The sequence below is a fragment of the Streptomyces sp. NPDC012825 genome, from assembly GCF_042900925.1.
Taxonomy (GTDB): Bacteria; Actinomycetota; Actinomycetes; order Streptomycetales; family Streptomycetaceae; genus Streptomyces.
Window position 1 is genome coordinate 192,538 of the sequence record NZ_JBIBBZ010000001.1, and the last position, 22,012, is coordinate 214,549.

Here is a 22,012-nt window from a genome sequence, read left to right on the forward strand (position 1 = left end):
CCGAAAGGAGAAGGTGCAGACGTGAACGACCTGTGTACGATCTCGTCACTTCGCACACAGGTCGTCCACGCCTGTGGTCCACGCCCGCCGGGGAGACGTACGTGTACACACCGCCGCAGCCCTGTCCGTACGCCCCTCCGCCCCCGCCCCCGCCCCTCCGGCGCTGGTGGCAGCACCCCGCCCTGATCATCACCCTGCTGGTGGTCTTCCCGCCCGCAGGCATCGCGCTGGCCTGGACGAGCCTCTGGAAGAAGTCGCAGAAGATCCTGGCGACCGTCCTCTCGGGCCTGTGGTTCCTGCTGCCGTTCCTCACGGCGGACCCGCCGGAGGACGACGCGAAGGCGGAGCGGCCGGCGGCCACGGCGTCCCCGAGCCCCACCCCCACCCCGACCCCGGCGCCCACCCCGACGGAGGCCGAGGAGCCCCCGGTGATGCCCTCGCTCGTCGGCGGCGACTACACGGCCGCCGAACGGATCGTCGCCGACAACCTGGGCCGGGCCTACGCCGCGTACAAGGACGTCGACCTCCCCGCCGAGTACGGCACCTGGCTGGTCTGCTTCCAGCGCCCGGAGGCCGGAGCCCCGGTCACGTCCGCGGTGCCGGTGGTGTACCTGACGGAGCCGGGCGTCCCGTGCCCGAAGTCCCCGAACGCGGTCCTCCACAAGCCGGCCCCGACCCCGCCCCCGGCGCCCAAGCCGACCCCGACCCCGAAGCCCCGCCCCGTCACCCAGCCGCCGACCACGGCCCCGGAACCCGAGCCGGAGCCCACGCAGGAGGCGGCCGACGAGAGCGTCTACTACGCCAACTGCACGGCCGTCCGCGCGGCCGGAGCCGCGCCCGTCCACGCGGGCGAGCCCGGCTACAGCCGCCGCCTCGACCGCGACGGCGACGGCGTGGCCTGCGAGAACTGACGCCCGCCGGCCTCGTGCGGGATGACGCCGCCCGGGGTCAGGCGCGCACGTGGAGCCCGAAACCCGTGCGGCCCGCGGCTTCCCGTCCCTCCTTCAGGCTCAGGGAGGGAATCTCGTAGTCACCGAAGTTCTGCCGCCGGAACGGAATCGGTTCGGTCGACTCCAGGGTGAGCAGGCGCTGCGTCCAGGCCTCGGCGACGGCCGGATACCCCTCGGCGGTCATCCGGTCGGCGCCGTACACCACGAACGGCGGCAGCACGTCGAGGCCCGGGTAGTGGAGGACGCCGTGCTGGATAGGGAACAGCAGGTCGTCGATGGGGCCGTTGATCCCGCGGGCGGCGTAGTGCGACCGGGGGCCGCCCACGGTCACCGACAGCAGGGCCCGTCTGCCCGCGAGGGTGCCCTCGCCGAAGCGCTCACCGTACCGGGTGTCGCTGTGCTCGCCGACGCCGTACGCGAAGTGGTGGGTGAAGACCCGGTCCACCCAGCCCTTGAGGATCGCGGGCATCGTGTACCACCACAGCGGGAACTGGAGGACGACCGCGTCGGCCCACAGCAGCTTCTCCTGCTCGGCGCGGACGTCCTCGGTGAGCGTCCCGGCGTCGAAGGCCCGGCCCGAGTCCGCGGCGACCTTCAGCGGACTCGACGCGTGGGAACCGTAGTCCGCGCCGTCCACGACGGCCTTCCAGCCCATCGCGTACAGATCACTCACCCGCACCTCGTGTCCGGCGTCCTCCAGGGTGGACACCGCGAGGTCCTTCAGGGAGCCGTTGAGCGACTTCGGCTCCGGGTGGGCGTGGACGATCAGCGTCTTCATCGGTGCTCTCCTCCGGGTCGGATGCCCTCGATCCTGGACGCCGGGGCGTCCGGTGTTCAGGGGCGCCCCGACCGTCGGACCGGACTTCCTGGTACCGGCAGGACCCCCCTCACCGCCGGGCGCCGCGCCCATACTGAGGGGCATGGACGATCTCGCAGGTTTCCTGAGGACCAGGCGCTCCCGGGTCGACCCGGCGGCCGTCGGCATCCCCGTCGACAACCGCCGCAGGGTCCAGGGGCTGCGCCGCGAAGAAGTCGCGCACCTGTCCGGCGTCAGCGTCGACTACTACGTACGTCTGGAGCAGGGCCGCGCCACCCAGCCCTCCGAGCAGGTACTCGACGCCCTCGCCCGGGTCCTCGGCCTCGACGAGGTCGAACGCGGACACCTCCACCGGCTCACACGGCAGCCCCGCCCCCGGGCGAAGGCGCCCGGTGGGCGGGTACGGCCGGAGCTGCTGCGCGTCCTGGACCTGGTCCCCCACGCACCCGCGCTGATCGTGAACCACCGGTTGGACGTGCTCGCCGCCAACCGTCTCGCCGGACTCCTCTACGGCCGGCCGGTACCGGGCCTGAACACCGCCCGGCACCTCTTCCTCGACGAAGCCGAACGCGGCCTGTACGCGGACTGGGAGACGTGCACCCTCGACGTGGTCGGGCACCTGCGCCTGGCCGCGGGCACACACCCCGAGGACCCCGGTCTGGCCTCGCTCGTCGGCGAGCTGGCCATGGGCAGCGAACGCTTTCGCCGGCTGTGGGCCCGCGCGGACGTCCGCGCCCGCACCCACGGACGCAAGGCGTACCGGCACCCGCTGGTCGGACCGCTCGAACTGCACCAGGAGAACTTCGCGCTGCCCGACGAATCCGGCATGGAACTCCTCGTCCTGTCCGCGCCCGCCGACAGCCCCGCCGAGGACGGCCTGCGCCTCCTCGCGAGCCTGGGCGCGGACGGCGCCGACACACGCCCCACCACGAACGCCCGGCTCCCCGAGTGACCCACCACGACCGCACGGGCCCGCGGGAGCCCGTCGTCCCACGGCGCGGACGGTCCCTACGGGTTCATCCGGGTCCGGAACGGCGGGGAGAGGGCACGGGCCGGAGTGCGTCCGGGACGGCGTGTCCTCCGGCGGGGCCCCGCCTCAGCTCACGTGCTCGTACTTCCAGCCCGACGCGATCTTGACGCGGCCGGCGAACACGGACGTGCCGCCCAGACCGGTGGCCGAGTAGCGGTACACGTCGCCGCCCGGGGTGACGGCGACCAGGTCGGACCGGCCGTCGCCGTCCATGTCGCCGGGCGAAGCCAGGTACGCGTACGCCTGCCAGCCCTTGCCGACCGCGACGGGCGCTCCGAACGGCGCGGTGGCCGAGCCGGTGCCCGGGTGCACGCGCAGCTGGACGCCGTCGTGGCGGGAGAGCAGGTCGGGGCGTCCGTCGCCCGTGACGTCGCCGGCGGCGATCACGGTGTCCAAGGGCCAGCCGGTGCCGACGCGCACGCCCTTGTCGCTGATGCTCGGCTTGCCGAACTCCTTCACGCCCGGGTGGAGGAACAGGTCGCCCCATTGGTCCTGGCCGAGGAGGTCGCCCACGCCGTCGCCGTCGACGTCACCCGGCACGATCCGCGCGAAGTACCCGTTGAAGACCCCGCTGTTGGCGATGAGCCCGCCCCGGACGCTCCACAGGCCCGGATTGGTGGCGGTCACCAGGTCGGCCCGGTCCGTGTCGTCCCTCGAGTGGCCGTTGACCGTCCCCCAGTGGTAGGCGTGGTCCCCGGCCGCGCCGTCCTGCTTGCGCGCGGTCAGAAGGCCGTTGGCCGTCGTCCCGTGGGTGAAGGCGGTACCCGCCGCGTCGACCGTGAACAGGTCGTGCTTGCCGAAGTCCGGCACCCCGCCCTGGCCGAGGTAGTACGAGAGGTTCTGTCCGCCGCCGCCGAAGTACGTCCGGGCCCCGAACTTCCCGCCGCCGGTGGAGAGGTACTGGTAGAACGCGCCGCCGTACGTACGGGCCAGCAGGTCGCCCCGGCCGTCGCCGTTCAGGTCGTCGGTGCCGATGACCTGGTTGTAGACGTTCCAGCCGCCGCCGATCCGGACACGGGCCTTGAACGGGGCGGTGGCCGAGCCGGTGCCCTTGTGGAAGTACAGGTCGCCCTTCGGCGTCCTGGCGACGAGGTCGGCGATCGCGTCGCCGTCCAGGTCGTTGGTGCCGACGATCTGGTCGTAGCCCTGCCAGCCGCCGCCGACCGCGACGCGCGTCAGGAACGGGCCCCGGTGGTCGAAGTCGCCGCCCTTGGCCGCGTACAGGTACAGCGCCCCGGACGGGGTGCGGGCCAGCAGGTCCTGGTGCCCGTCCCCGGTCAGGTCACCGGGGGCGATCACCTTGTTGTAGATCTGCCAGCCGGACCCCTCCCAGACGAGGTGGGCGGCGGTGGAGGTGGTGTTCGCGGCGGAGTGCAGCCGCAGTCCGCCGCGGGCGGTGAGGGTCAGCAGCTCCGGCGCGGTGGTGCCCCACAGGTCGCCCGCGGGCAGGATCTCCTTGGCGCCGGTGCCGCTCGCCTCGTCGTAACCGATCGTGAACGGGGCGCTGGTGTTCGTCTTCGACAGGAGGATCGTCGTCTTGCCGGTGGCGGCCGAGCGGAAGATCCGGTCGCTCCTGCCGTCGCCGTCCCAGTCGAACCGGGGCTTCGCGCGGACGGCGGCCGTGGCCGTGGTGGTGGCCGGAGTCGCGGCCGCGAGCGCGTCAGCGGCGGCGGCCGGGCCGACCGGGGCCAGGCCCGCGCCGAGCGCGAGGGCCGTACAGGTCGCCAGCCGGCGCGGACGGCGCCGGTGGTGCAGGTGCAGCAAAGTCCCTCCTGGGACGTGGTGGGGTGAACGCGGTCCGGCGGGCGGGGCCCGGTCGCGGGACCGCCCGAGCAGGGGGCCGACGGTGAGAGCGTCATGCGGAGTTGGCTCGGGCTTCCGGAATCGTAAGGTCGGCCGTCCGGGGAAAAGAAGATCTTCCGGATACAACCTTTCGCCGAACCGGCCGTCGGGCCCGCGTTCGGGCACCCTCCCGAATCATGCAGGCGTGCTTGCTTGTTTCCGGGTGTGCTGACAGGGTCTCCCCACATCGCCGCCCGTCCGCGATGCGATCCCGGCGCCCGCCTTCCACCTCTTCAGGGGGTCACACATGGTGTTCCACAGCGCGTACGAGGACGTCCCGGCCGTCTCCCTCCCCATCCACGACGCGGTGCTCGGCCGCGCCGCCGAGTACGGCGACACCCCCGCCCTCGTCGACGGCTCCGGCGCGGAGGGCGCGCTCACCCTCACGTACGCCCAGGTCGACGCCTTCCACCGGCTCGTCGCCGCCGGGCTCGCCGAGGCCGGGGTCCGCAAGGGGGACGTGCTCGCCCTGCACAGCCCCAACACCGTGCTCTTCCCCGTCGCCTTCTACGCCGCCACCCGCGCCGGCGCCGCCGTCACCACCGTCCACCCGCTCGCCACCCCCGAGGAGTTCGCCAAGCAGCTCCGCGACTCCTCCGCCCGCTGGATCGTCACCGTCTCGCCCCTGCTGCCCGTCGCCCGCGCCGCCGCCGAACTCGCGGGCGGAATCCAGGAGATCCTCCTCTGCGACCGGCCGCCGGCGGGGGACGCGACCCGCTCGCTCCAGTCCTTCCTCGGCTCCACCGGGCCCGTCCCCGACATCGAGATCGACCCCGACGAAGACGTCGCCGCCCTCCCGTACTCATCCGGCACGACCGGGGTACCCAAGGGAGTGATGCTGACGCACACCTCGATCGCGACCAACCTCGCCCAGCTGGAGCCGTTCATCCCGACGGGACCGGGAGACCGGATCCTCGCCGTCCTGCCCTTCTTCCACATCTACGGGCTCACCGCCCTCATGAACGCGCCCCTGCGCCAGGGCGCCACCGTCGTCGTCCAGCCCCGCTTCGAGCTCGACACCTTCCTGCGCGCCATCCAGGAGCACCGCGTCAACGGCCTGTACGTGGCCCCGCCGATCGTGCTCGCCCTCGCCAAGCACCCGGCCGTCGCCGACCACGACCTGTCCTCCCTGGAGTACATCGTCAGCGCCGCCGCCCCGCTCGACGCCGCCCTCGCCGAGGCCTGCTCGAAGCGGCTCGGGCTCCCGCCGGTCCGGCAGGCGTACGGCATGACCGAACTGTCCCCGGGCACCCACGTCGTCCCCCTCGACGCCGAGACGCCCCCGCCCGGCACCGTCGGCCGGCTCCTGCCCTCCACCGAGATGCGGATCCTCTCCCTGGACGACCCCGCGAAGGACGCCGCGCCCGGCGAGGAGGGCGAGATCGCCATCCGGGGACCCCAGGTCATGAAGGGCTACCTCGGCCGCCCCGACGCCACCGCCGCCGTGATCGACGCCGAAGGATGGGTCCACACCGGGGACGTCGGACGCGTCGACGCCGACGGCTGGCTCTTCGTCGTGGACCGCGTCAAGGAACTCATCAAGTACAAGGGCTTCCAGGTGGCCCCCGCCGAACTGGAGGCGCTGCTCCTCACCCACGAGGGCATCGCCGACGCCGCCGTCATCGGCGTCACCGACGACGACGGCACCGAGATCCCCAAGGCCTTCGTCGTCCGCCAGCCCTCCGCGCCCGGCCTCACCGCCGAGGAGGTCGTCGCGCACGTCGCCGCGCGCGTCTCCCCGTACAAGAAGGTCCGCGCCGTGGAGTTCGTCGACACCGTCCCCCGGGCCGCGTCCGGGAAGATCCTCCGAAGGGAACTGAGGCAGCGCTCATGACCGCACTCGTCACCACGTCCGAGGACCGGGGCATCACCACCCTCACGCTGAACTCCCCCGCCACCCGCAACGCCCTGTCCGCCGCCCTCGTCACCGAACTCGCCGACGCGCTCACCGCGTGCGGCAAGGACCCCGGCGTACGGGCCGTCCTCCTCGACCACACCGGCACCACCTTCAGCGCGGGCGCCGACCTGAAGGCGCCCCCCAGCCCGTACGACTTCGTGGCCCTCCTCCGGCAGATCGTCGAGCTGCCGAAGCCCGTCGTCGCCCGGGTCACCGGCCACGCGCGCGCGGGCGGCCTCGGCCTGCTCGGCGCGTGCGACGTGGTGGTGGCGGGGGAGGGGGCGGACTTCGCCCTCACGGAGGTACGGCTCGGGGTCGCGCCCTCCGTCATCTCCCTCACCCTCCTGCCGCGCCTCGAACCGCGCGCGGCGGCCCGCCACTACCTGACGGGCGAGCGCTTCGGCGTCCCGGAGGCCCTCGCCATGGGCCTGGTCACGGCCGGGGACGACGCCCTCGACGGCATCCTCGACGCCCTGCGCGCCGCGTCCCCGCAGGGCCTGCGGGAGGCGAAGCGGCTGGTCACCGCTAAAGTCCTGGAGACCTTCGAACGCGACGCGGAGGACCTGGTGCAGAGGTCGGCCACGCTCTTCGCCTCCGCCGAGGCGCGCGAAGGGATGACGGCCTTCCTCGAACGACGGGACCCCGCATGGCGGCTGTGACCGCACCCAAGCAGGACCGGAGCCGCGCCACCCGGCAGCGGCTCCTGGAGGCCGCCGTGTCCTGCCTGGCCGAACACGGCTGGGCGGGCTCGACGGTCTCCGCGGTGGCGGAACGGGCCGGCGTCTCCCGGGGCGCCGCCCAGCACCACTTCCCCACCCGCGAGGACCTCTTCACGGCCGCCGTCGAGTACGTCGCCGAGGAGCGCTCCCAGGCGCTGCGGGCCCTGCCCTCCGACGACCGCGCGGCGGCCGTCGCCGCCCTCGTCGACCTCTACACCGGCCCCCTCTTCCGGGCCGCCCTCCACCTCTGGGTCGCCGCCACCGGCGAGGACCAGCTCCGCGCCCGCGTCACCGAACTGGAGGCCCGCGTCGGCCGCGAGTCCCACCGCATCGCCGTCGAGGTCCTCGGCGCCGACGAGACCCGCCCCGGCGTCCGCGAGACCGTCCAGGGCCTCCTCGACATGGCCCGCGGCCTCGGCCTCGCCACCCTCCTCACCGACGACCGCGCCCGCCGCGAACGGGTGGTGTCCCAGTGGGCACGGCTGGTGAACGAGGCGCTGGCGTAGGACCCGCCCGGGCCGGAGCGGCGGTGCGTCCCCGGCCGGGAAGGGCGCCCGGGCCCGTAACGAGAAGACCGTCCCGTTCCGTGACCCGCGCCACACCCCTCCCGCCCCCCTCGCAGTACCCTGTCCGCATGCCTCCGCTCGTACGCCGTCGCCACGTGGACTTCGTCCGCGTCACGAGCATGAGCTGTCGACGCTCCGTCTGAACCCCACGGCCGACCGGGTCCGGGCCTCCGCCCGCAGGACCCCGGCCCCCGGGCCTCCCGGGTCCTCAGGACCCGCCCGGCCCCTCCCAGACCTTCCGGGGTACCACTCCACCCACCCCTCCGGGTCCGTCACCGAGCCCCAGCAGACCGGCACCCGCGGCCCCGCCCCACCCCCGGCGGACGCCCCGGGCACCCCGTAGACCCCGCGGACACCTCATGACCAGCAGCTCGTACTCCTCGCAGCTCCCCATCGTGGACCTCTCCGCCGCCGACCGCGGCCCGCAGGCCCGGAGGCTGCTCCACGCCCAGCTCCACTCGGCCGCCCACGACGTGGGGTTCTTCCAGCTCGTCGGGCACGGGGTGACCGAGGCCGAGACGCGGGCCCTCACCTCCGCCGTGCGCGCCTTCTTCGCGCTGCCCGAGGCCGACCGGCTCGCCCTCGACAACGTCAACTCGCCGCACTTCCGCGGCTACACCCGCATCGGCGACGAGCGCACCCGGGGCGCCCGGGACTGGCGCGACCAGCTCGACATCGGCGCCGAGCGTCCCGCGCACGCCCCCGCGCCCTGGGAGGCCCCGTACTGGTGGCTCGAAGGCCCCAACCAGTGGCCCGAGGCCCTCCCCGAGCTGCGCACCGCCGCCCTGCACTGGATCGACCGCCTCGGCGGCGTCGCCGAGCGCCTGCTGCACGAGCTGCTCGCCTCCATCGGCGCGCCCGAGGACTTCTACGACGACATCTTCGGCCCGCACGCCCACCCGCAGCTCAAGCTGGTCCGCTACCCGGGCAGCAGCGGCGAGGGCGACGACCAGGGCGTCGGCGCCCACAAGGACTACGGGTTCCTCACGCTGCTCCTCCAGGACCAGGTGGGCGGGCTCCAGGTCCAGCGGGAGGACGGGAACTTCCACGACGTGCCGCCGCTGCCGGGCGCGTTCGTCGTCAACCTGGGCGAGCTGCTCGAAGTGGCCACCAACGGCTACCTGCTCGCCACCAACCACCGGGTGGTCTCCCCGCCCGGCGCGACGGAACGGTTCTCCGTCCCGTTCTTCTACAACCCGCGGCTCGACGCCCGGATCGCCCCGCTGGACTTCCCGCACGCCTCCACGGCCCCGGGCGTCACCACGGACCCGTCGAACCCGCTGTTCGCCGAGTACGGGCGCAACGCCCTGAAGGGAAAGCTCCGCGCCCACCCGTCGGTGGCGGCCCGCCACCACGCGGAGCTCCTGACGCACTCCGCGGGTCAGCCGGCGATGTCGGCGTAACCCTCGATGTCGCGCGGGTCCCGGCGGCCGGGACCCGTGTAGCGGGCCGAGGGGCGGACCAGGCGGCCGGTGCGCTTCTGCTCCAGGATGTGCGCCGACCAGCCGGCCGTGCGCGCGCAGGAGAACATCGAGGTGAACATGTGCGCCGGGACCTCGGCGAAGTCGAGGACGATGGCCGCCCAGAACTCCACGTTCGTCGCCAGGACGCGGTCGGGGCGCCGGTTGTGCAGCTCCTCCAGGGCGGCCTTCTCCAGCGCCTCCGCGACCTCGAAGCGCGGCGCGGCCAGCTCCTTCGCGGTACGGCGGAGCACGCGCGCGCGGGGGTCCTCGGCGCGGTAGACGCGGTGGCCGAAGCCCATGAGCCGCTCGCCCCTGTCGAGGGCCTGCTTGACGTACGCGGTGGCGTCACCGGTCCGCTCGATCTCCTCGATCATGCCGAGGACGCGGGAGGGCGCGCCGCCGTGCAGCGGGCCGGACATGGCGCCGACGGCGCCGGAGAGGGCGGCGGCCACGTCGGCGCCGGTGGAGGCGATGACGCGGGCGGTGAACGTGGAGGCGTTCATGCCGTGCTCGGCGGCCGAGGTCCAGTACGCGTCGACGGCCTTGACGTGCTTCGGGTCGGGCTCGCCGCGCCAGCGGATCATGAACCGCTCGACGATGGACTGCGCCTTGTCGATCTCGCCCTGCGGGACCATCGGCAGGCCCTGGCCGCGCGCGGACTGCGCGACGTACGAGAGGGCCATGACGGCGGCGCGGGCGAGGTCGTCGCGGGCCTGCTCGGGCGAGATGTCGAGGAGCGGTTTGAGGCCCCAGACGGGCGCGAGCATGGCGAGCGCGGACTGCACGTCGACGCGGATGTCGCCGGAGTGGACCGGGATCGGGAACGGCTCGGCGGCGGGCAGGCCGGGGTTGAAGGCGCCGTCGACCAGCAGGCCCCAGACGTTGCCGAACGAGACGTGGCCGACGAGGTCCTCGATGTCGACGCCGCGGTAGCGGAGGGCGCCGCCCTCCTTGTCGGGTTCGGCGATCTCCGTCTCGAACGCGACGACTCCCTCAAGCCCGGGTACGAAGTCGGACATCAGGCGGCTCCTCTATCGATGATCGATCAACCGAGTTGGTCGATGGCGGGAATCAACAGTCATCCAGCCGAAGAGTCTGTACGGTTCCGATGATGCGGGGAAGCGTGACATCCGGCACACTCCGCCGATCCGGCGGAGAGGGTTGGACGCCTCCGGTGCCGGGCAGACTGGCCCGCTGCCGCAGAATGGCCCCGTGACCGATCCCGTGAACGACTCCGCGACCGATCCCGCGACCGACTCCGCGACCGATCCCGTGAACGACCCGGCGGGCGGCGGTCCCGCGCACCGCCCGGCGGCGGAGAGGACCCCGGACCCCGCCGACATGCGCGAGCAGTACCGCACCACGGAGCTGACCCCGGCCGACCTCGCGCCCGAACCGGTCGCGCAGTTCGCCCGCTGGTTCAAGGAGGCCGTGGAGGACCCGGCGATCCACGAGCCGAACGCGATGGTCGTCTCCACCGCCACCCCCGACGGCCGCCCGTCCTCCCGGACGGTCCTGCTCAAGCACTACGACGCGGCCGGCTTCGTCTTCTTCACCAACTACGACTCCCGCAAGGGCCGGGAGCTGGCGGCCAACCCGTACGCCTCGCTGCTCTTCCCCTGGCATCCGGCGGCCCGCCAGGTCGTCGTCACGGGCCGGGCCGAGCGCGTCGGGCGCGACGAGACGGCCGCGTACTTCCGCACCCGCCCGCACGGCTCCCGGCTCGGCGCCTGGGCCAGCCCCCAGTCCTCGGTGATCGCCTCCCGCGAGGAACTCCTCACCCGCTACGCGGACCTGTCCGCCCGCCACCCGGAGGGCACCGGGGTCCCGGTCCCCCCGCACTGGGGCGGCTTCCGCGTCGTCCCGGACGCGGTCGAGTTCTGGCAGGGCCACGAGAACCGCCTCCACGACCGCCTGCGCTACGTCCGCGCGGACGGCGACACGTGGCGGGTGGAGCGCCTGGCCCCGTAAAACCCCCGGAAACTCCACAGGGGCCCGTACACGCAGACGACCCGTGAGCCTTGGTCCCGCCCGCCCAGGCGCCTGGGTCGGACGGGAGCCGGCCGGACTCACCGGCGGCTCACGGGTCGGGTGACTGCGTTGGTCTTCGGCAGACTGGCCTGCCGAGGTGCACAGAGTGCGACGGCAGGCCTCAGCCCGCAGTCACCTCACGAGTCCGAAAAGAAACCATTTTTCCGGATCACCTCCTTTCGCGTGTACCCCCACAGTAGGCACCGTCCCGATCCCCTTCAAGGGATTTATTCGGGCCGTCGAAGAGGCTCGAACTCCCGTCCCCGTTCGTTTCCGGGAGGAAACAATGTGACGAACATGATGTGCTCTGCGTCACGTTCCAGTTGAATGGTTCACAGCATGGGGGGTGTCGGGTGAGTGCTTTCGCCGAGTCCGCGAGTGAGACCGCTTCCGTTCCCGGGGCGGGGGCCGATCTGCTGGCCGCGCTGCTCGACGGGATGGACGCGGCGCTCTGTGCCTTCGACGCCGAGGGGACGGTCACGCACTGGAACCGGGAGGCCGAGCGGATTCTCGGCTGGTCCGCCGGGGAGGCCGTCGGGCGGCGCGGGTTCGAGGGGTGGGCGGCGCGGAGCGCGGACGCCGAGGAGACCCTGGGGCGCCTGATGGGGGCCATGAAGGGGTCCGGCCGGCAGGTCCACGAGTTCGTGCTGTTCCGCAAGGACGGCGGGCGGGTGCTCGTGCGCAGCCAGGCGGCCGGGGTGCGCGGCGCGGACGGCGCGCCGGCCGGGGTGTACTGCGCGTTCAGCGAGGTCCACGTCCAGCTCGACCTGGAGCGTTCGGTCGCGCTCAGCGAGGCCCTGTTCGACGACGCCTCCTGGGGTGTCGTCCTGGTCGACGCCGACCTGCGCCCCGCCATGGTCAACGCCCACGCGGCCCGCGCCTTCGGGGCCGGGCGCACGACCCTGCTCGGGCGCCCGCTCGGCGACGTCGTCGTGCACGGGGCCGAGGAGCTGGAGGCCGCCCTCCAGCACGTCCTGGTGGAGGGCAGCCCGTCCGCCCCCACCGAGGTGTGGGTGTCGCTGCGGACGGCCTCGGGGGAGCGGCGCCGGTGCTGGCGCAGCGGTTTCCTGCGGCTCGGGTCCCCCATGACGGAGGCGGCGGTGCCGCTGGGGGTCGCCTGGCTGTTCCAGGACGTGACCGAGGAGCGGCTCGCGGCGCGCGAGGCGGACCGGCTGCGGTTCCGGTGGAGCCAGCTGCACCGGGCGGGCGCGGCGGCGGCCGAGTGCGAGGACCCGGCGGAGGCGGCGGCGGTCCTCCTGGAGTTCGCCCTGGCCGGGTTCGCGGACCACGCCCTGGTGGACCGGGTGGCGGGCGACCGGCGCCTGACGCGGGCCCTGGCCGTCCCCGCGGCCGTCCCCGGCCCGTCCTCCCCGCCCGTGGGCGGTGGCATCCCGCTGCGGTACGGGCCGAGGCACCCGGCGCTCCAGGCATGGGACCGGGTGGGCGCGGTCCGCGCGAGCGCGGGCCGTACCGCCGAGGTGTGGGCGGAGGCCCACCAGTGGCCCGGCGACGCGGCGCACTCCCTGTGCGTGGTGCTGCGCTCCCGGGGCCGTACGCTCGGCGTCCTCACCTTCCTGCGGGCCGCCTGCCGCCCGGCCTTCGAGCGCGAGGACGTGGTCTTCGCGGAGTCGGTGGCGACGGGGGTGGCGTCGTTCCTGGCGCTTCTCACGGAGAGCGGTCCTCCGGTGGCGTACTGACGCTGTTGGCGATTCCGGCCCGCCGAGTCCTGCTCGGCGGGCCGGAGGGCTGTCAGGCGGGAGGTGCGGGATCGTGAGGTGTCGGTCCACTGCCGTAGCGGCCGGACCAGTCATCCGGAGCCCGGCCGGCCACTCAGACTCGCAGGCGGCCACGCTGTCCAACACGGCCCGCAACGTCGCGCTGAGCCGAACCAGACCGTTGATCTGCCGGGCGGCGGACAAGCACGATCGTGGAGATGAGGGTGTCTCCGGTCAAGGCCGCCTTCGCGCGCGCCTTCGCCCGGACCTGCGGCTGCAGGCACTTCTTCACCGGCGCGGGTTACACCTCATGAGCTGGTGGATCGCTCGTACAGCGTCACTCGGCGGCCTCGGACCTGTTCCTCGGTCACGATCGAGAAGTACTGCTTCGACACAGCAATTTTTGTCTTGTCGCGTTCAGAGGGCACCTGTGTGGCCGCTTCGAGTACGTCCTTCACCAGCAGTATTCGTTGTTGGGCCGGCGTCGCAGCACGGATTCAGTAAGTGCCTGCTTCCAGGCTCTTGAGAGTTCCGGAAGTCTCAGCCACTGCGTCAGAGCTGTGTCGCTTCGGTCTTGCTCTGGCCTGGCTGGAAATGCGTAAAATGTGGCATCCGTCTTGGAAGGGTCGCAGATATGGCCGACCAGGGAATTTGATGCGCCTGGGAGATCATCATTTTGGCTTGGTATGGCCAATGTGGCTATTTTCTTTCACTTGCAAGTGAATTATGGGATATTTTCAGCCAGGAAACCGATTCTCTGTGGACCGAGGGGGTGCATCGGCTGCTCAGGTGTGTGATGCCCCTTGCCCAGCGTGAGGAGAGCAGCCGTTTGTACAGCTGTGGCACCGCCATCGAGGTCTGTCTTCCCTGTCGCTCCAGCTCTTGCGCGAGGTTGCTGGCGACTTTCAGTAGCACTGCACCCATAAAATGTCTGAAACCTTCTCCGTCCTGGTGGGGGAAAGTCTCGCGCGGGGCTTGCGTTACAGATGTCGACCTGGAATTACGTGCGCGAGGTTCGTGTGTTACTCGCTGTAACTTTCGAAATGAAGTGATCTTCGGTCATGTGGCCAATATGCGATCTGACGAATTAAAGAAAGGTTCTTGCGGTGCCGGGAGTCGCATGTGAGATTTGCGGGGTTGCAGTGACGAATGAGGGGAACCCATCGTTCCGCAGCGCATCTCTGTTCCATGACTGAAAGGGGAGGATTATGTCCTTCGGGATGGCAGTTGCCAGGACCGTGGCCGCAGCCGCTGCCGTAACGGCGCTGATGGGTGCCGGACAGGCGTTCGGCGCCGGCGCCGGCGAGAACCTGGATTCGCGGTACGAGACTTCCGCCTACGCCTACAGCAAAGCCCCCAACACCTCGGTGGGCATCGCCGACACGGCCGGGGACAGCATGGCTGTCTACACGCTGTACGACCGCAGGTACAACACGGGTCTGCGTCTCGACAACCATGACGGCAACGGCTCTACGAGGTACAGCGACGCGGACGCCACCAACTACATCAGCAAGGTGACCGCCTGCCTGAACGTCCAGCTCAACCCGGACCGGTGCGGGCCCGACGACCGCCCGGGTGACGGGCGCTAAAACTGTCTGAGGTGGAGCGGTCCGGACCGCTCCACCTCAGTTCGTCATCTCCCGGCCAGCACAGTGAGGACAGCAAGTGGGCACGGCACACGACACGGAAAGCGCACAACCCGTTCTGGAAATAAGGGGGTTGGCTCACTCGCTAGGGACACGGAAGCTGTTCTCCGATCTCTCCCTGACCTTACGGGCCGGTGAGTCTGTCGCGGTGACCGGTCCCAGCGGATCGGGCAAAAGCACGCTGCTGTCCTGTGTACTGGGTCTGGTCAAACCGGCAGCTGGGTCGGTGGAGGTGACAGGTACCAACATTGTCGGGCTGCGATCGGCCCGCCTGGCCATCTTGCGCGCCCAGTCGATGGGCATGGTCTTCCAGTTCGGTGAACTCCTCCCTGAACTGAGTCCGCTGGACAACGTGATGCTCGCAGCGCTCCTGGCCCGTACCGACCGTCACGTCGCAAAGGACAGGGCGCGGAAGCTTCTCGATGACCTCGGCGTGCCGCAGGCGAAGACGAGTGAGGAGTTGTCCGGCGGGGAGCGGCAGCGGACTGCGGTGGCCCGAGCCCTGATCAACGAACCCGCTCTGCTGCTTGCCGACGAACCGACCGGCGCGCTGGACACGGAGACGCGCGATCGTACGGCCGAGTTGCTCTTCGGCCTGCCACGGCGCTACGCGTGCGGGCTGCTCGTAGTGACCCACGATCCGGGTATCGCCGCACGGGCCGGCCGTACGCTGCGCCTCGAAGCGGGCATCCTGAAGCCGGTCTCCTCCGGGGTGTCCGAGTGAGGCCCGCCGGAGACAACATGAAGCTCGTACGGCAGCTTCTCGCCATCGGCCGTGTGGCGGGCCGTCGCGCCGAGGCGGGCAGCGTACGTTTCGCCGCTCTGGCTCTCGCGGCGCTGGTTCTCGCGCTCGGTCTGGGCAGTCTCGTCGCCGTTCATGCCGTGTACGCAGGCAAAGAGGAACGCCGAACGGCCAGAACACCTGTGCCTCTCGGTGGGGCCCGCGAACGGGCGGCCGACGCCACGGCATGGCTCGTGGGGTCCGATTCGCTCGACGGCGAACGTCGTTTCAGCGTTGTGTTCTTGGCTCCTTACAAGGGGAACGCACCGCTGCCCCCCGGGCTGGACCGCTGGCCGGACCCGGGTCAGGCAGTCCTGTCGCCAGCGCTATGGAAGGCGGGTGCCGGGGAGGGCATTGATCGTCGTTACGGCCGATTGGCCGGCACCATCGGCGAGGAAGGGCTGGATGAGCCGTCCGAATGGCTGGCGTATGTCCGGCCGCGCGACGGGCTGAGCGCTGAACGGCCCACCGACATCATCATGGGATTCGGCCCGACGGCCGGGCCTTTGGCGGCTGCCCTGGAGCCGGGTTCAGGACGGCTGGACGACAAACCCGAATGGATGTTCCAGGCCGCGGTCATCGGCATGCTCGTTCTCCCGGCCGTAGCTCTGCTGGTCGTGGCAGCACGCACCGGCGCACACGCACGTGACCGCAGAACCGCGCTCATCGCCGCACTCGGAGGACGGCGCCTGGACCGTGCCCTGATCGCCACCGGTGAGGCAGGGCCCCCGGCCGCCCTCGGCGCGGCCATCGGTGCCGTGGTGATCACTGCGGCCGTACTGAACGACGTCCGAATCCCCTACACCGACTACATTCTCTCCTCCTCCCACCTGCGCGGACACGTCCCGAGTGCCGTGCTGGCCCCCCTCTTGGCGTTCCTGATCGTCCAGATAGCAGTGGTGGTCGCGGATCTCGCACCCGGCCGGAACGGCTCCGGAACCCGGCCGCGCGTTACATCCCGTCAGACCTGGTTGCCCCGGCTGGCCGTGCTGTGTCCCCTCGCGATCATCCTGGCGGTACGTGGCCCGGACTTTTTCCCGCCCGATACCCCATTGCGTACACTCACCAGCTGGGCAGGCATCGGCGCCACAGTCCTGACCCTCCCGGCCGCCATCGCGACCGTCATCGCCAAGGCCGGAAACCTGCTCACCCGCCAAGGGCGGACATTCGGCCTGCCGGGAACGCTCGTGGCAGGCCGGCGTACGAGCACACATCCCGGCGGGACAGCCCGACTCGTCACCGGCGTCTCGATCGCGCTCATCGTGTTCATGCAGGCCATTGCATGGCAAGGGTTGTTCGGGGGACAGACGGCTGCGGCACGGGAAACCCTCGACCGCGTCGGCCGCAGCGTCGTCACCGTAGGCATCCGCGGGGCAGCGTCCGCATCCGCCGTGGCCGATTTTTTCACCGGCGCACCGGGCACGAAGGCCGTTCTGCTCGCCTCTCCCGATGAGGGTCGGGACACCCCTTTGACCCTGTACGGTGACTGCGCCGCCCTGACCGCCCTGCACCTGCCCTGCCCCGCACACGAGACACGCCTCGACAGGTTGCCGCCGGACCCGAAGCTGCGCGCACTGGTCCGGTGGACCCCTCACATGGATCCGACGCTTCTGGTCCGCCGCGTCGATGCCCGAACGCTGACGGAACGTGCCGCCTCCGCCGGCGGCAGTGCGACCTTTGCCGTCCTACGGCCGGACGGGGGCCCGCTGTCCGTGCCCGCTCTCAAGCAGTTGTCGTATGAAGCGTTTCCGCGCGGCGCGACCATCGGCACTCCGGGCGAGGACCAGCTCACCGCAGGCGTCCCCAACCGCGACCAGGGCCGCTGGAGCGCCCTGTTCGGAATGGCCGGCATCGCGGTACTCGCCATGACCGCGGGCCTCAGCGCCATGGCGGAATTCCTGCGCCAGGGCCGCGCACTCGCGCCCCTCTCCGTGCTCACCGGGGGGTTACGCGTCTTCCGCACCAGCGCGGCATGGTCGGTCCTTGCTCCACTGGTCCTCGCGGGAGTCGCAGGCACTGCGGTCGCGGCTGCACTCGCGGCGCCAGTCACGGCTAATGGCGAGTCCTACATCACCGGAGAGCTGATCCTTTCCACGATCGGCGTCGTACTCGTGGTCAGTGCGGCCCTATGGACCTGGGCCTCCCGCGTCGCCATCCGACAAGCACAGTCATGGCGCCCTAACGGAGATTGAGAGGCTGTCCCGTGGAATGAGTTTCGCAAGCTTCACGTGACAGGTGAGAGCGACGACCAGGCAGATCACACTGTTGTTGTCTTACCAAGAACGCTGTGCGTCCGGCAGGCTGACCGCAGGACGGAAAACGCCTGGATCCTGTCCTGTTCACGACACTGTTGGTGAATTCGGGGCTGAGCGTGACGTCGGCCTTCACGACCCGTTGTGGTCGTGAAGGCCGACGTTGGACAGCGTGGCCGCCTGCGAGTCTGAGTGGCCGGCCGGGCTCCGGATGACTGGTCCGGCCGCTACGGCAGTGGACCGACACCTCACGATCCCGCACCTCCCGCCTGACAGCCCTCCGGCCCGCCGAGCAGGACTCGGCGGGCCGGAATCGCCAACAGCGTCAGTACGCCACCGGAGGACCGCTCTCCGTGAGAAGCGTTCGTGTGCGTACGGGTCACGTCCTATTCCGGGTCCCGCCGGAACGCGGCCGTCGACCAGCGGTAGCCGAGTGCGGTGAGGGCCAGGGACCAGGCGACGGAGAGCCAGCCGTTGTGGCCGATCTCGGTGCCGAGCAGCAGGCCGCGCAGGGTCTCGATGGCCGGGGTGAAGGGCTGGTACTCCGCGACGGGCCGGAACCAGCCGGGCATCGAGTCCAGCGGCACGAAGGCGCTGGAGATCAGGGGCAGCAGGATCAGGGGCGTGGCGCTGTTGCTGGCTCCCTCGGCGTTGGGGCTGGCCATGCCCATGCCGACCGCGATCCAGGTGAGCGCGAGGGCGAAGAGCGCGATCAGGCCGAGGGCGGCCAGCCATTCCAGGGCGGTGGCGTCGGTGGAGCGGAAGCCGATGGCGAGGCCGACGGCGCCGACGAGGAGGACGCTGGCGAGCGACTGCATCACGCTGCCGGCCACGTGCCCGACGAGGATGGAGCCCCGGTGGATGGCCATGGTGCGGAAGCGGGCGATGATCCCCTCGTTCTTGTCCATGGCCACGGAGACGGCGGCGCCGACGACGGTGGAGCCGATGGTCATGAGCAGGATGCCCGGGACGATGTAGGCGATGTAGGCGTCGCGGCCCCCGCCGCCGGGCAGGCCCGCGCTCATCGCGTCGCCGAAGATGTAGACGAACAGCAGCAGGAGCATCACCGGGGTGAGCAGCAGGTTCAGGGTGAGGGAGGGGTAGCGGCGGGCGTGCAGGAGGTTGCGGCGCAGCATCGTGGACGAGTCGCGCACGGCGAGGGAGAGGGTGCTCATCGGACGGTCTCCTCGTTCTGGTCGTTCCGGCTGTCGTGGGTGCTCTGGGCGGGGACGTCGGCGGTGCCGGTGAGGGCGAAGAAGACGTCGTCGAGGTCGGGTGTGTGCACGGTCAGTTCGTCCGCCTCGATGCCGGCCGTGTCCAGCCGGTCCAGGACGGTGCGCAGGGCGCGCTGGGTCCCGTCGCTGGGGATCTGGAGCGTGAGCCCCTCGTCGTCCGTGGTCGCCCCGCGCAGCTCGGCGGCGGCGGACCGGTAGGCGACCGGGTCGGAGAAGCGCAGCCGCACGTGGCCTCCGGGGATCAGCCGCTTGAGCTCCTCGGTGGTGCCCTCGGCCGCGATCCTCCCGCCGTGCAGGACGGCGATGCGGTCGGCGAGCTGGTCGGCCTCCTCCAGGTACTGGGTGGTGAGGAGGACGGTGACGCCGCCGGCGACCAGTTCGCGGACGATCTGCCACATGGTGTGCCGCGAGCGCGGGTCGAGGCCGGTGGTGGGCTCGTCGAGGAAGATGATCCGGGGGGCGCCGACCAGGGTCATGGCGATGTCCAGGCGGCGCTTCATGCCGCCGGAGTAGCCGGCGGCGGGCTTCTTCGCCGCCTCGACCAGGTCGAAGCGCTCCAGGAGTTCGGCGGTGACCCGGCGTCCCTCCCGCTTGGAGAGGTGGTGCAGGTCGGCCATCAGGAGCATGTTCTCCTCGCCGGTGATCAGGCCGTCGACGGCCGAGAACTGCCCGGTGACGCCGATCGCGGCCCGTACCGCCTGCGGGTCGGCGGCCAGGTCGTGGCCGCCGACGCGCAGGTCACCGGCGTCGGCGGTGATGAGCGTGGAGAGGATCTTGACGGCGGTGGTCTTGCCGGCGCCGTTCGGGCCGAGCAGGGAGAAGACCGTTCCTTCGGGGACGGCGAGGTCGACGCCGTCGAGCACGACCTTGTCCCCGTAGGACTTGCGCAGCCCGGTCGCCGCGATGGCCAGGTCGGTCATGGGGTGCTCCTTGGGTGCTGGGGTACGGGCGGAGGGGGGCGGGTCAGAGGCTGCGGGCGGTGATGTCGCCCCGGGTGGTGGTCGCCCGGACGGCGAGGACGGTGGTGCCGTCGTTCTTCAGCTCGTTGACGACGCGGCCGAGGGTGGTGCCGGCGTCCAGGGAGGCGGAGACCCCGGCGGCGGCGGCGACCGCGATGTCGCCGTCCTGGGTGCGGAGCACGACCTCGCCGCGTACGGCCTCGGCGATCCGGATCGAGCCCCGCGCGGTGCTGATCTCGGCGGGGCCGTTCAGCCGGCCGACCTCGACGTCGCCGTCGGTGGCCGTGAGGCGGACGCTCACGGCCTCGTCGATCTTGATCTGCCGGTACGCGCCGTCGAAGGAGACGTCTCCGAGGCGGCCCACGGCCCGGAACTCGGTGGCGGCCGCCTTCGCCTCGACGCGGGAGCCGGTGGGCACCCGGACCGTGACCTCGACGGATCCGGAGGGTCCGAAGTGCCGGTTCTTGACGGGGACTTCGATCCGCAGGACGCCGTCGGCGCACGTGACCGCGACCTGCTCGGCGGCCTTCACGTCGCGGCTCTTCGAGGGGTTCGCGGGGAGGACCTCGACCACGGTGTCGTCGCGGTCGGCGGCGATGACCTGGATCCGTCCGGCGGGGACGTCGAGGACGGCGGTGACGGGGGCGGGGGTGGCGAAGGTCTGCATGACGGGTGCTCCTCGTTCCGCGCCGTCTCCGGCGCTTCCGTTGTTTCCGACATGGGAAAAGCTACGTTGCGTTCGAGGGGTTGGCAACGAGTTAGTTGCGAAGAAAACACATCAGCGCAGCTCAAGATAGCTAAATCGTTGCACTGAGGATGGATTTAACGCAACGTCAGGCGGTGTCAACGTTGCAATGAAATGAAAGTGAACGCTATGCTGGGGGCCTCAGGGAACGAAGGAGGCCGTGATGCCGGGTGGCAGGCTCACTCAGCAGGACCGTCAGCAGATCGCCCTCGGGCTGGCCGAGGGCCTCGCCTACGCGGAGATCGCCAGGGGCCTGGAGCGCCCGACCTCGACGATCACGCGCGAGGTGATGCGCAACGGCGGCCCCGCCGGGTACCGGGCGGACCTCGCCCACCGCGCCACGGAGCAGCGCACCCAGCGGCGCAGGCCCGCCCCGCCGCCCGGGGGCGCCGAGCCGGCCCCCCACCAGCCGTACGGGCGCGACCCCGAGGCCGTGCGCGCGTACGAGGAGCTGTTCACCACGCTCATGATGCAGTCGGGACTGCCCAAGATGATGTCCCGGGTGATGGTCGCCCTGCTCCTGACCGACTCCGGCAGCCTGACGGCGTCCGAACTCGCCCGGCGCCTCCAGGTCAGCCCGGCGACCGTCTCCAAGTCGATCGCCTTCCTGGAGAGCCAGACCCTCATCCGCAGGGAGCGCGACGAGCGCCGCCGCGAGCGGTACGTCGTCGACGCCGACGTCTGGTACCAGTCGATGATCGCCAGTGTCCGGTCCCTCGTCGACCAGAGCGAGCTCGCCCGGCAGGGCGTCGGCGTCCTCGTCCCCGGCACCCCGGCCGCCGTCCGCCTGGAGAACGTCGCCCGCTTCCTCGACTTCGTCGCCGAGAGCCTCGCCCGCGCCGCCGAGCAGGCCCGCGAGGTCCTCTTCACGAAGGCGGACCCGGACCGGGAGGCCGGTGCCTGACGGCGCGTCACCCTCTCCGAACACCCACTTTTTTGTGGGTGCTTGCCGGTGCCCGTCGCCCGGGAGAACCTGGTGGCGGGCCCGGACGCGGAAGGAGGGAGCAGGGCCTCAGGAGGCGGTCCGCGCCTCCGCGAGCCGGTCAAGACGCCGGTGGCCCCAGTCCGACAGGGGGCCGAGCAGTCCGGACAGTTCACGTCCGGAGTCCGTCAGCGAGTAGACCGTCTTCGGCGGCAGGACGTCGTGCGCCTCGCGGTGCACGAGACCGTCCTCCACCATCTCCCGCAGCGCCTGGGACAGCACCTTCTCGCTGATCCCGGGGAGCTCGCGGCGCAGTTCGCCGGGCCGGCGCGGCCCGGACTCCAGCAGCCACAGCAGCCACGTCTTCCACTTGCCGTCGATCACGGAGATCGCGGCCGTGACACCGCAGACGTTCGTGTCCTGGGTCCGGCGGCTCGCCATG

General features: G+C 71.4%; 19 protein-coding genes. 12 read left to right on the top strand and 7 right to left on the bottom strand.

Features of this window, described 5'->3' with window-relative positions:
- The first annotated feature begins 101 nt into the window (after positions 1–101).
- Positions 102–911 carry an excalibur calcium-binding domain-containing protein gene (locus ACFY7E_RS00980; protein ID WP_389479318.1) on the top strand — a complete coding sequence of 270 codons (810 nt, stop codon included), beginning with the start codon at positions 102–104 and terminating at the stop codon, positions 909–911.
- A 37-nt stretch (positions 912–948) separates the two neighbouring features.
- On the opposite strand, the gene ACFY7E_RS00985 is transcribed toward ACFY7E_RS00980, so the two are convergent.
- Positions 949–1,728: an NAD(P)H-dependent oxidoreductase gene (locus ACFY7E_RS00985; RefSeq protein ID WP_389479320.1), complete on the bottom strand. Its 780-nt coding sequence runs from the start codon at positions 1,726–1,728 to the stop codon at positions 949–951.
- 142 nt (positions 1,729–1,870) lie between these two features.
- Here ACFY7E_RS00985 and ACFY7E_RS00990 point away from each other — a divergent pair, with 142 nt between their 5' ends.
- Positions 1,871–2,719 (top strand): helix-turn-helix transcriptional regulator, encoded by an 849-nt coding sequence (locus tag ACFY7E_RS00990; protein ID WP_389479322.1) that lies wholly within the window; start codon positions 1,871–1,873, stop codon positions 2,717–2,719.
- A gap of 144 nt (positions 2,720–2,863) precedes the next feature.
- Here the strand turns inward: ACFY7E_RS00990 and ACFY7E_RS00995 are convergent, their stop codons facing one another.
- Positions 2,864–4,561: an FG-GAP repeat domain-containing protein gene (locus ACFY7E_RS00995; protein WP_389479325.1), complete on the bottom strand. Its 1,698-nt coding sequence runs from the start codon at positions 4,559–4,561 to the stop codon at positions 2,864–2,866.
- A 325-nt stretch (positions 4,562–4,886) separates the two neighbouring features.
- Here ACFY7E_RS00995 and ACFY7E_RS01000 point away from each other — a divergent pair, with 325 nt between their 5' ends.
- From ACFY7E_RS01000 to ACFY7E_RS01015, 4 genes are all read left to right on the top strand, one after another.
- A complete protein-coding gene (locus ACFY7E_RS01000) occupies positions 4,887–6,473 on the top strand; it encodes a 4-coumarate--CoA ligase family protein (RefSeq protein ID WP_389479327.1) in 1,587 nt (528 codons plus the stop codon).
- A complete protein-coding gene (locus ACFY7E_RS01005; protein WP_389479329.1) occupies positions 6,470–7,195 on the top strand; it encodes an enoyl-CoA hydratase family protein in 726 nt (241 codons plus the stop codon). Before ACFY7E_RS01000 ends, ACFY7E_RS01005 begins: the two co-directional genes overlap by 4 nt.
- Positions 7,183–7,761 (top strand): TetR/AcrR family transcriptional regulator, encoded by a 579-nt coding sequence (locus ACFY7E_RS01010; protein WP_383435281.1) that lies wholly within the window; start codon positions 7,183–7,185, stop codon positions 7,759–7,761. Before ACFY7E_RS01005 ends, ACFY7E_RS01010 begins: the two co-directional genes overlap by 13 nt.
- A 419-nt stretch (positions 7,762–8,180) precedes the next feature.
- The gene (locus ACFY7E_RS01015; protein WP_389479332.1) at positions 8,181–9,224 is read left to right on the top strand and encodes an isopenicillin N synthase family dioxygenase; all 1,044 of its coding nucleotides are present in this window, start codon (positions 8,181–8,183) and stop codon (positions 9,222–9,224) included.
- Here the strand turns inward: ACFY7E_RS01015 and ACFY7E_RS01020 are convergent.
- The gene (locus ACFY7E_RS01020) at positions 9,203–10,303 is read right to left on the bottom strand and encodes a citrate synthase 2 (RefSeq protein WP_383435287.1); all 1,101 of its coding nucleotides are present in this window, start codon (positions 10,301–10,303) and stop codon (positions 9,203–9,205) included. The genes ACFY7E_RS01015 and ACFY7E_RS01020 overlap by 22 nt on opposite strands.
- A 322-nt stretch (positions 10,304–10,625) precedes the next feature.
- Here ACFY7E_RS01020 and pdxH point away from each other — a divergent pair, with 322 nt between their 5' ends.
- The 5 genes from pdxH (at position 10,626) to ACFY7E_RS01045 (ending at position 17,649) form a co-directional block, all read left to right on the top strand.
- Positions 10,626–11,255, top strand: coding sequence for a pyridoxamine 5'-phosphate oxidase (pdxH, locus tag ACFY7E_RS01025; protein WP_389480988.1), 630 nt, complete (start codon positions 10,626–10,628; stop codon positions 11,253–11,255).
- A gap of 413 nt (positions 11,256–11,668) precedes the next feature.
- Positions 11,669–13,012 (top strand): PAS domain-containing protein, encoded by a 1,344-nt coding sequence (locus ACFY7E_RS01030; protein ID WP_389479336.1) that lies wholly within the window; start codon positions 11,669–11,671, stop codon positions 13,010–13,012.
- 1,238 nt (positions 13,013–14,250) lie between these two features.
- Entirely contained in the window at positions 14,251–14,619 is a 369-nt protein-coding gene (locus ACFY7E_RS01035) for a hypothetical protein (protein WP_389479339.1), read from the top strand.
- 76 nt (positions 14,620–14,695) lie between these two features.
- Positions 14,696–15,400, top strand: coding sequence for an ABC transporter ATP-binding protein (locus ACFY7E_RS01040; protein WP_389479341.1), 705 nt, complete (start codon positions 14,696–14,698; stop codon positions 15,398–15,400).
- A gap of 17 nt (positions 15,401–15,417) precedes the next feature.
- Positions 15,418–17,649 (top strand): ABC transporter permease, encoded by a 2,232-nt coding sequence (locus tag ACFY7E_RS01045; RefSeq protein ID WP_389479343.1) that lies wholly within the window; start codon positions 15,418–15,420, stop codon positions 17,647–17,649.
- Positions 17,650–18,095: 446 nt separating this feature from the next.
- Here the strand turns inward: ACFY7E_RS01045 and ACFY7E_RS01050 are convergent, their stop codons facing one another.
- From ACFY7E_RS01050 to ACFY7E_RS01060, 3 genes are read right to left on the bottom strand one after another with little or no spacing between them, the layout of a single operon-like run.
- Complete coding sequence (locus tag ACFY7E_RS01050; protein WP_389479345.1) at positions 18,096–18,884, bottom strand: ABC transporter permease; 789 nt, start codon at positions 18,882–18,884, stop codon at positions 18,096–18,098.
- Positions 18,881–19,864 (bottom strand): ATP-binding cassette domain-containing protein, encoded by a 984-nt coding sequence (locus tag ACFY7E_RS01055; protein WP_389479347.1) that lies wholly within the window; start codon positions 19,862–19,864, stop codon positions 18,881–18,883. The genes ACFY7E_RS01050 and ACFY7E_RS01055 overlap by 4 nt, the downstream gene beginning before the upstream one ends.
- A gap of 43 nt (positions 19,865–19,907) precedes the next feature.
- Complete coding sequence (locus ACFY7E_RS01060; protein ID WP_389479349.1) at positions 19,908–20,570, bottom strand: DUF4097 family beta strand repeat-containing protein; 663 nt, start codon at positions 20,568–20,570, stop codon at positions 19,908–19,910.
- A 241-nt stretch (positions 20,571–20,811) separates the two neighbouring features.
- Here ACFY7E_RS01060 and ACFY7E_RS01065 point away from each other — a divergent pair, with 241 nt between their 5' ends.
- Positions 20,812–21,552 (top strand): helix-turn-helix domain-containing protein, encoded by a 741-nt coding sequence (locus ACFY7E_RS01065; RefSeq protein ID WP_389479351.1) that lies wholly within the window; start codon positions 20,812–20,814, stop codon positions 21,550–21,552.
- 108 nt (positions 21,553–21,660) lie between these two features.
- Here the strand turns inward: ACFY7E_RS01065 and ACFY7E_RS01070 are convergent, their stop codons facing one another.
- Positions 21,661–22,011, bottom strand: a complete 351-nt coding sequence (locus ACFY7E_RS01070; RefSeq protein ID WP_062753009.1) for a helix-turn-helix domain-containing protein — start codon at positions 22,009–22,011, stop codon at positions 21,661–21,663.
- Between the last annotated feature and the right edge of the window lies 1 nt (position 22,012).

Excerpts from the sequence above, each read along its gene's own strand:
- ACFY7E_RS00985 (WP_389479320.1), bottom strand. The coding sequence starts at position 1,728 with ATGAAGACGCTGATCGTCCACGCCCACCCGGAGCCGAAGTCGCTCAAC.
- ACFY7E_RS00990 (WP_389479322.1), top strand. The coding sequence starts at position 1,871 with ATGGACGATCTCGCAGGTTTCCTGAGGACCAGGCGCTCCCGGGTCGAC.
- ACFY7E_RS01000 (WP_389479327.1), top strand. The coding sequence starts at position 4,887 with ATGGTGTTCCACAGCGCGTACGAGGACGTCCCGGCCGTCTCCCTCCCC.
- ACFY7E_RS01005 (WP_389479329.1), top strand. The coding sequence starts at position 6,470 with ATGACCGCACTCGTCACCACGTCCGAGGACCGGGGCATCACCACCCTC.
- ACFY7E_RS01010 (WP_383435281.1), top strand. The coding sequence starts at position 7,183 with ATGGCGGCTGTGACCGCACCCAAGCAGGACCGGAGCCGCGCCACCCGG.
- ACFY7E_RS01015 (WP_389479332.1), top strand. The coding sequence starts at position 8,181 with ATGACCAGCAGCTCGTACTCCTCGCAGCTCCCCATCGTGGACCTCTCC.
- ACFY7E_RS01020 (WP_383435287.1), bottom strand. The coding sequence starts at position 10,303 with ATGTCCGACTTCGTACCCGGGCTTGAGGGAGTCGTCGCGTTCGAGACG.
- pdxH (WP_389480988.1), top strand. The coding sequence starts at position 10,626 with ATGCGCGAGCAGTACCGCACCACGGAGCTGACCCCGGCCGACCTCGCG.
- ACFY7E_RS01035 (WP_389479339.1), top strand. The coding sequence starts at position 14,251 with ATGGCAGTTGCCAGGACCGTGGCCGCAGCCGCTGCCGTAACGGCGCTG.
- ACFY7E_RS01045 (WP_389479343.1), top strand. The coding sequence starts at position 15,418 with ATGAAGCTCGTACGGCAGCTTCTCGCCATCGGCCGTGTGGCGGGCCGT.
- ACFY7E_RS01050 (WP_389479345.1), bottom strand. The coding sequence starts at position 18,884 with ATGAGCACCCTCTCCCTCGCCGTGCGCGACTCGTCCACGATGCTGCGC.
- ACFY7E_RS01055 (WP_389479347.1), bottom strand. The coding sequence starts at position 19,864 with ATGACCGACCTGGCCATCGCGGCGACCGGGCTGCGCAAGTCCTACGGG.
- ACFY7E_RS01060 (WP_389479349.1), bottom strand. The coding sequence starts at position 20,570 with ATGCAGACCTTCGCCACCCCCGCCCCCGTCACCGCCGTCCTCGACGTC.
- ACFY7E_RS01065 (WP_389479351.1), top strand. The coding sequence starts at position 20,812 with ATGCCGGGTGGCAGGCTCACTCAGCAGGACCGTCAGCAGATCGCCCTC.
- ACFY7E_RS01070 (WP_062753009.1), bottom strand. The coding sequence starts at position 22,011 with ATGGCGAGCCGCCGGACCCAGGACACGAACGTCTGCGGTGTCACGGCC.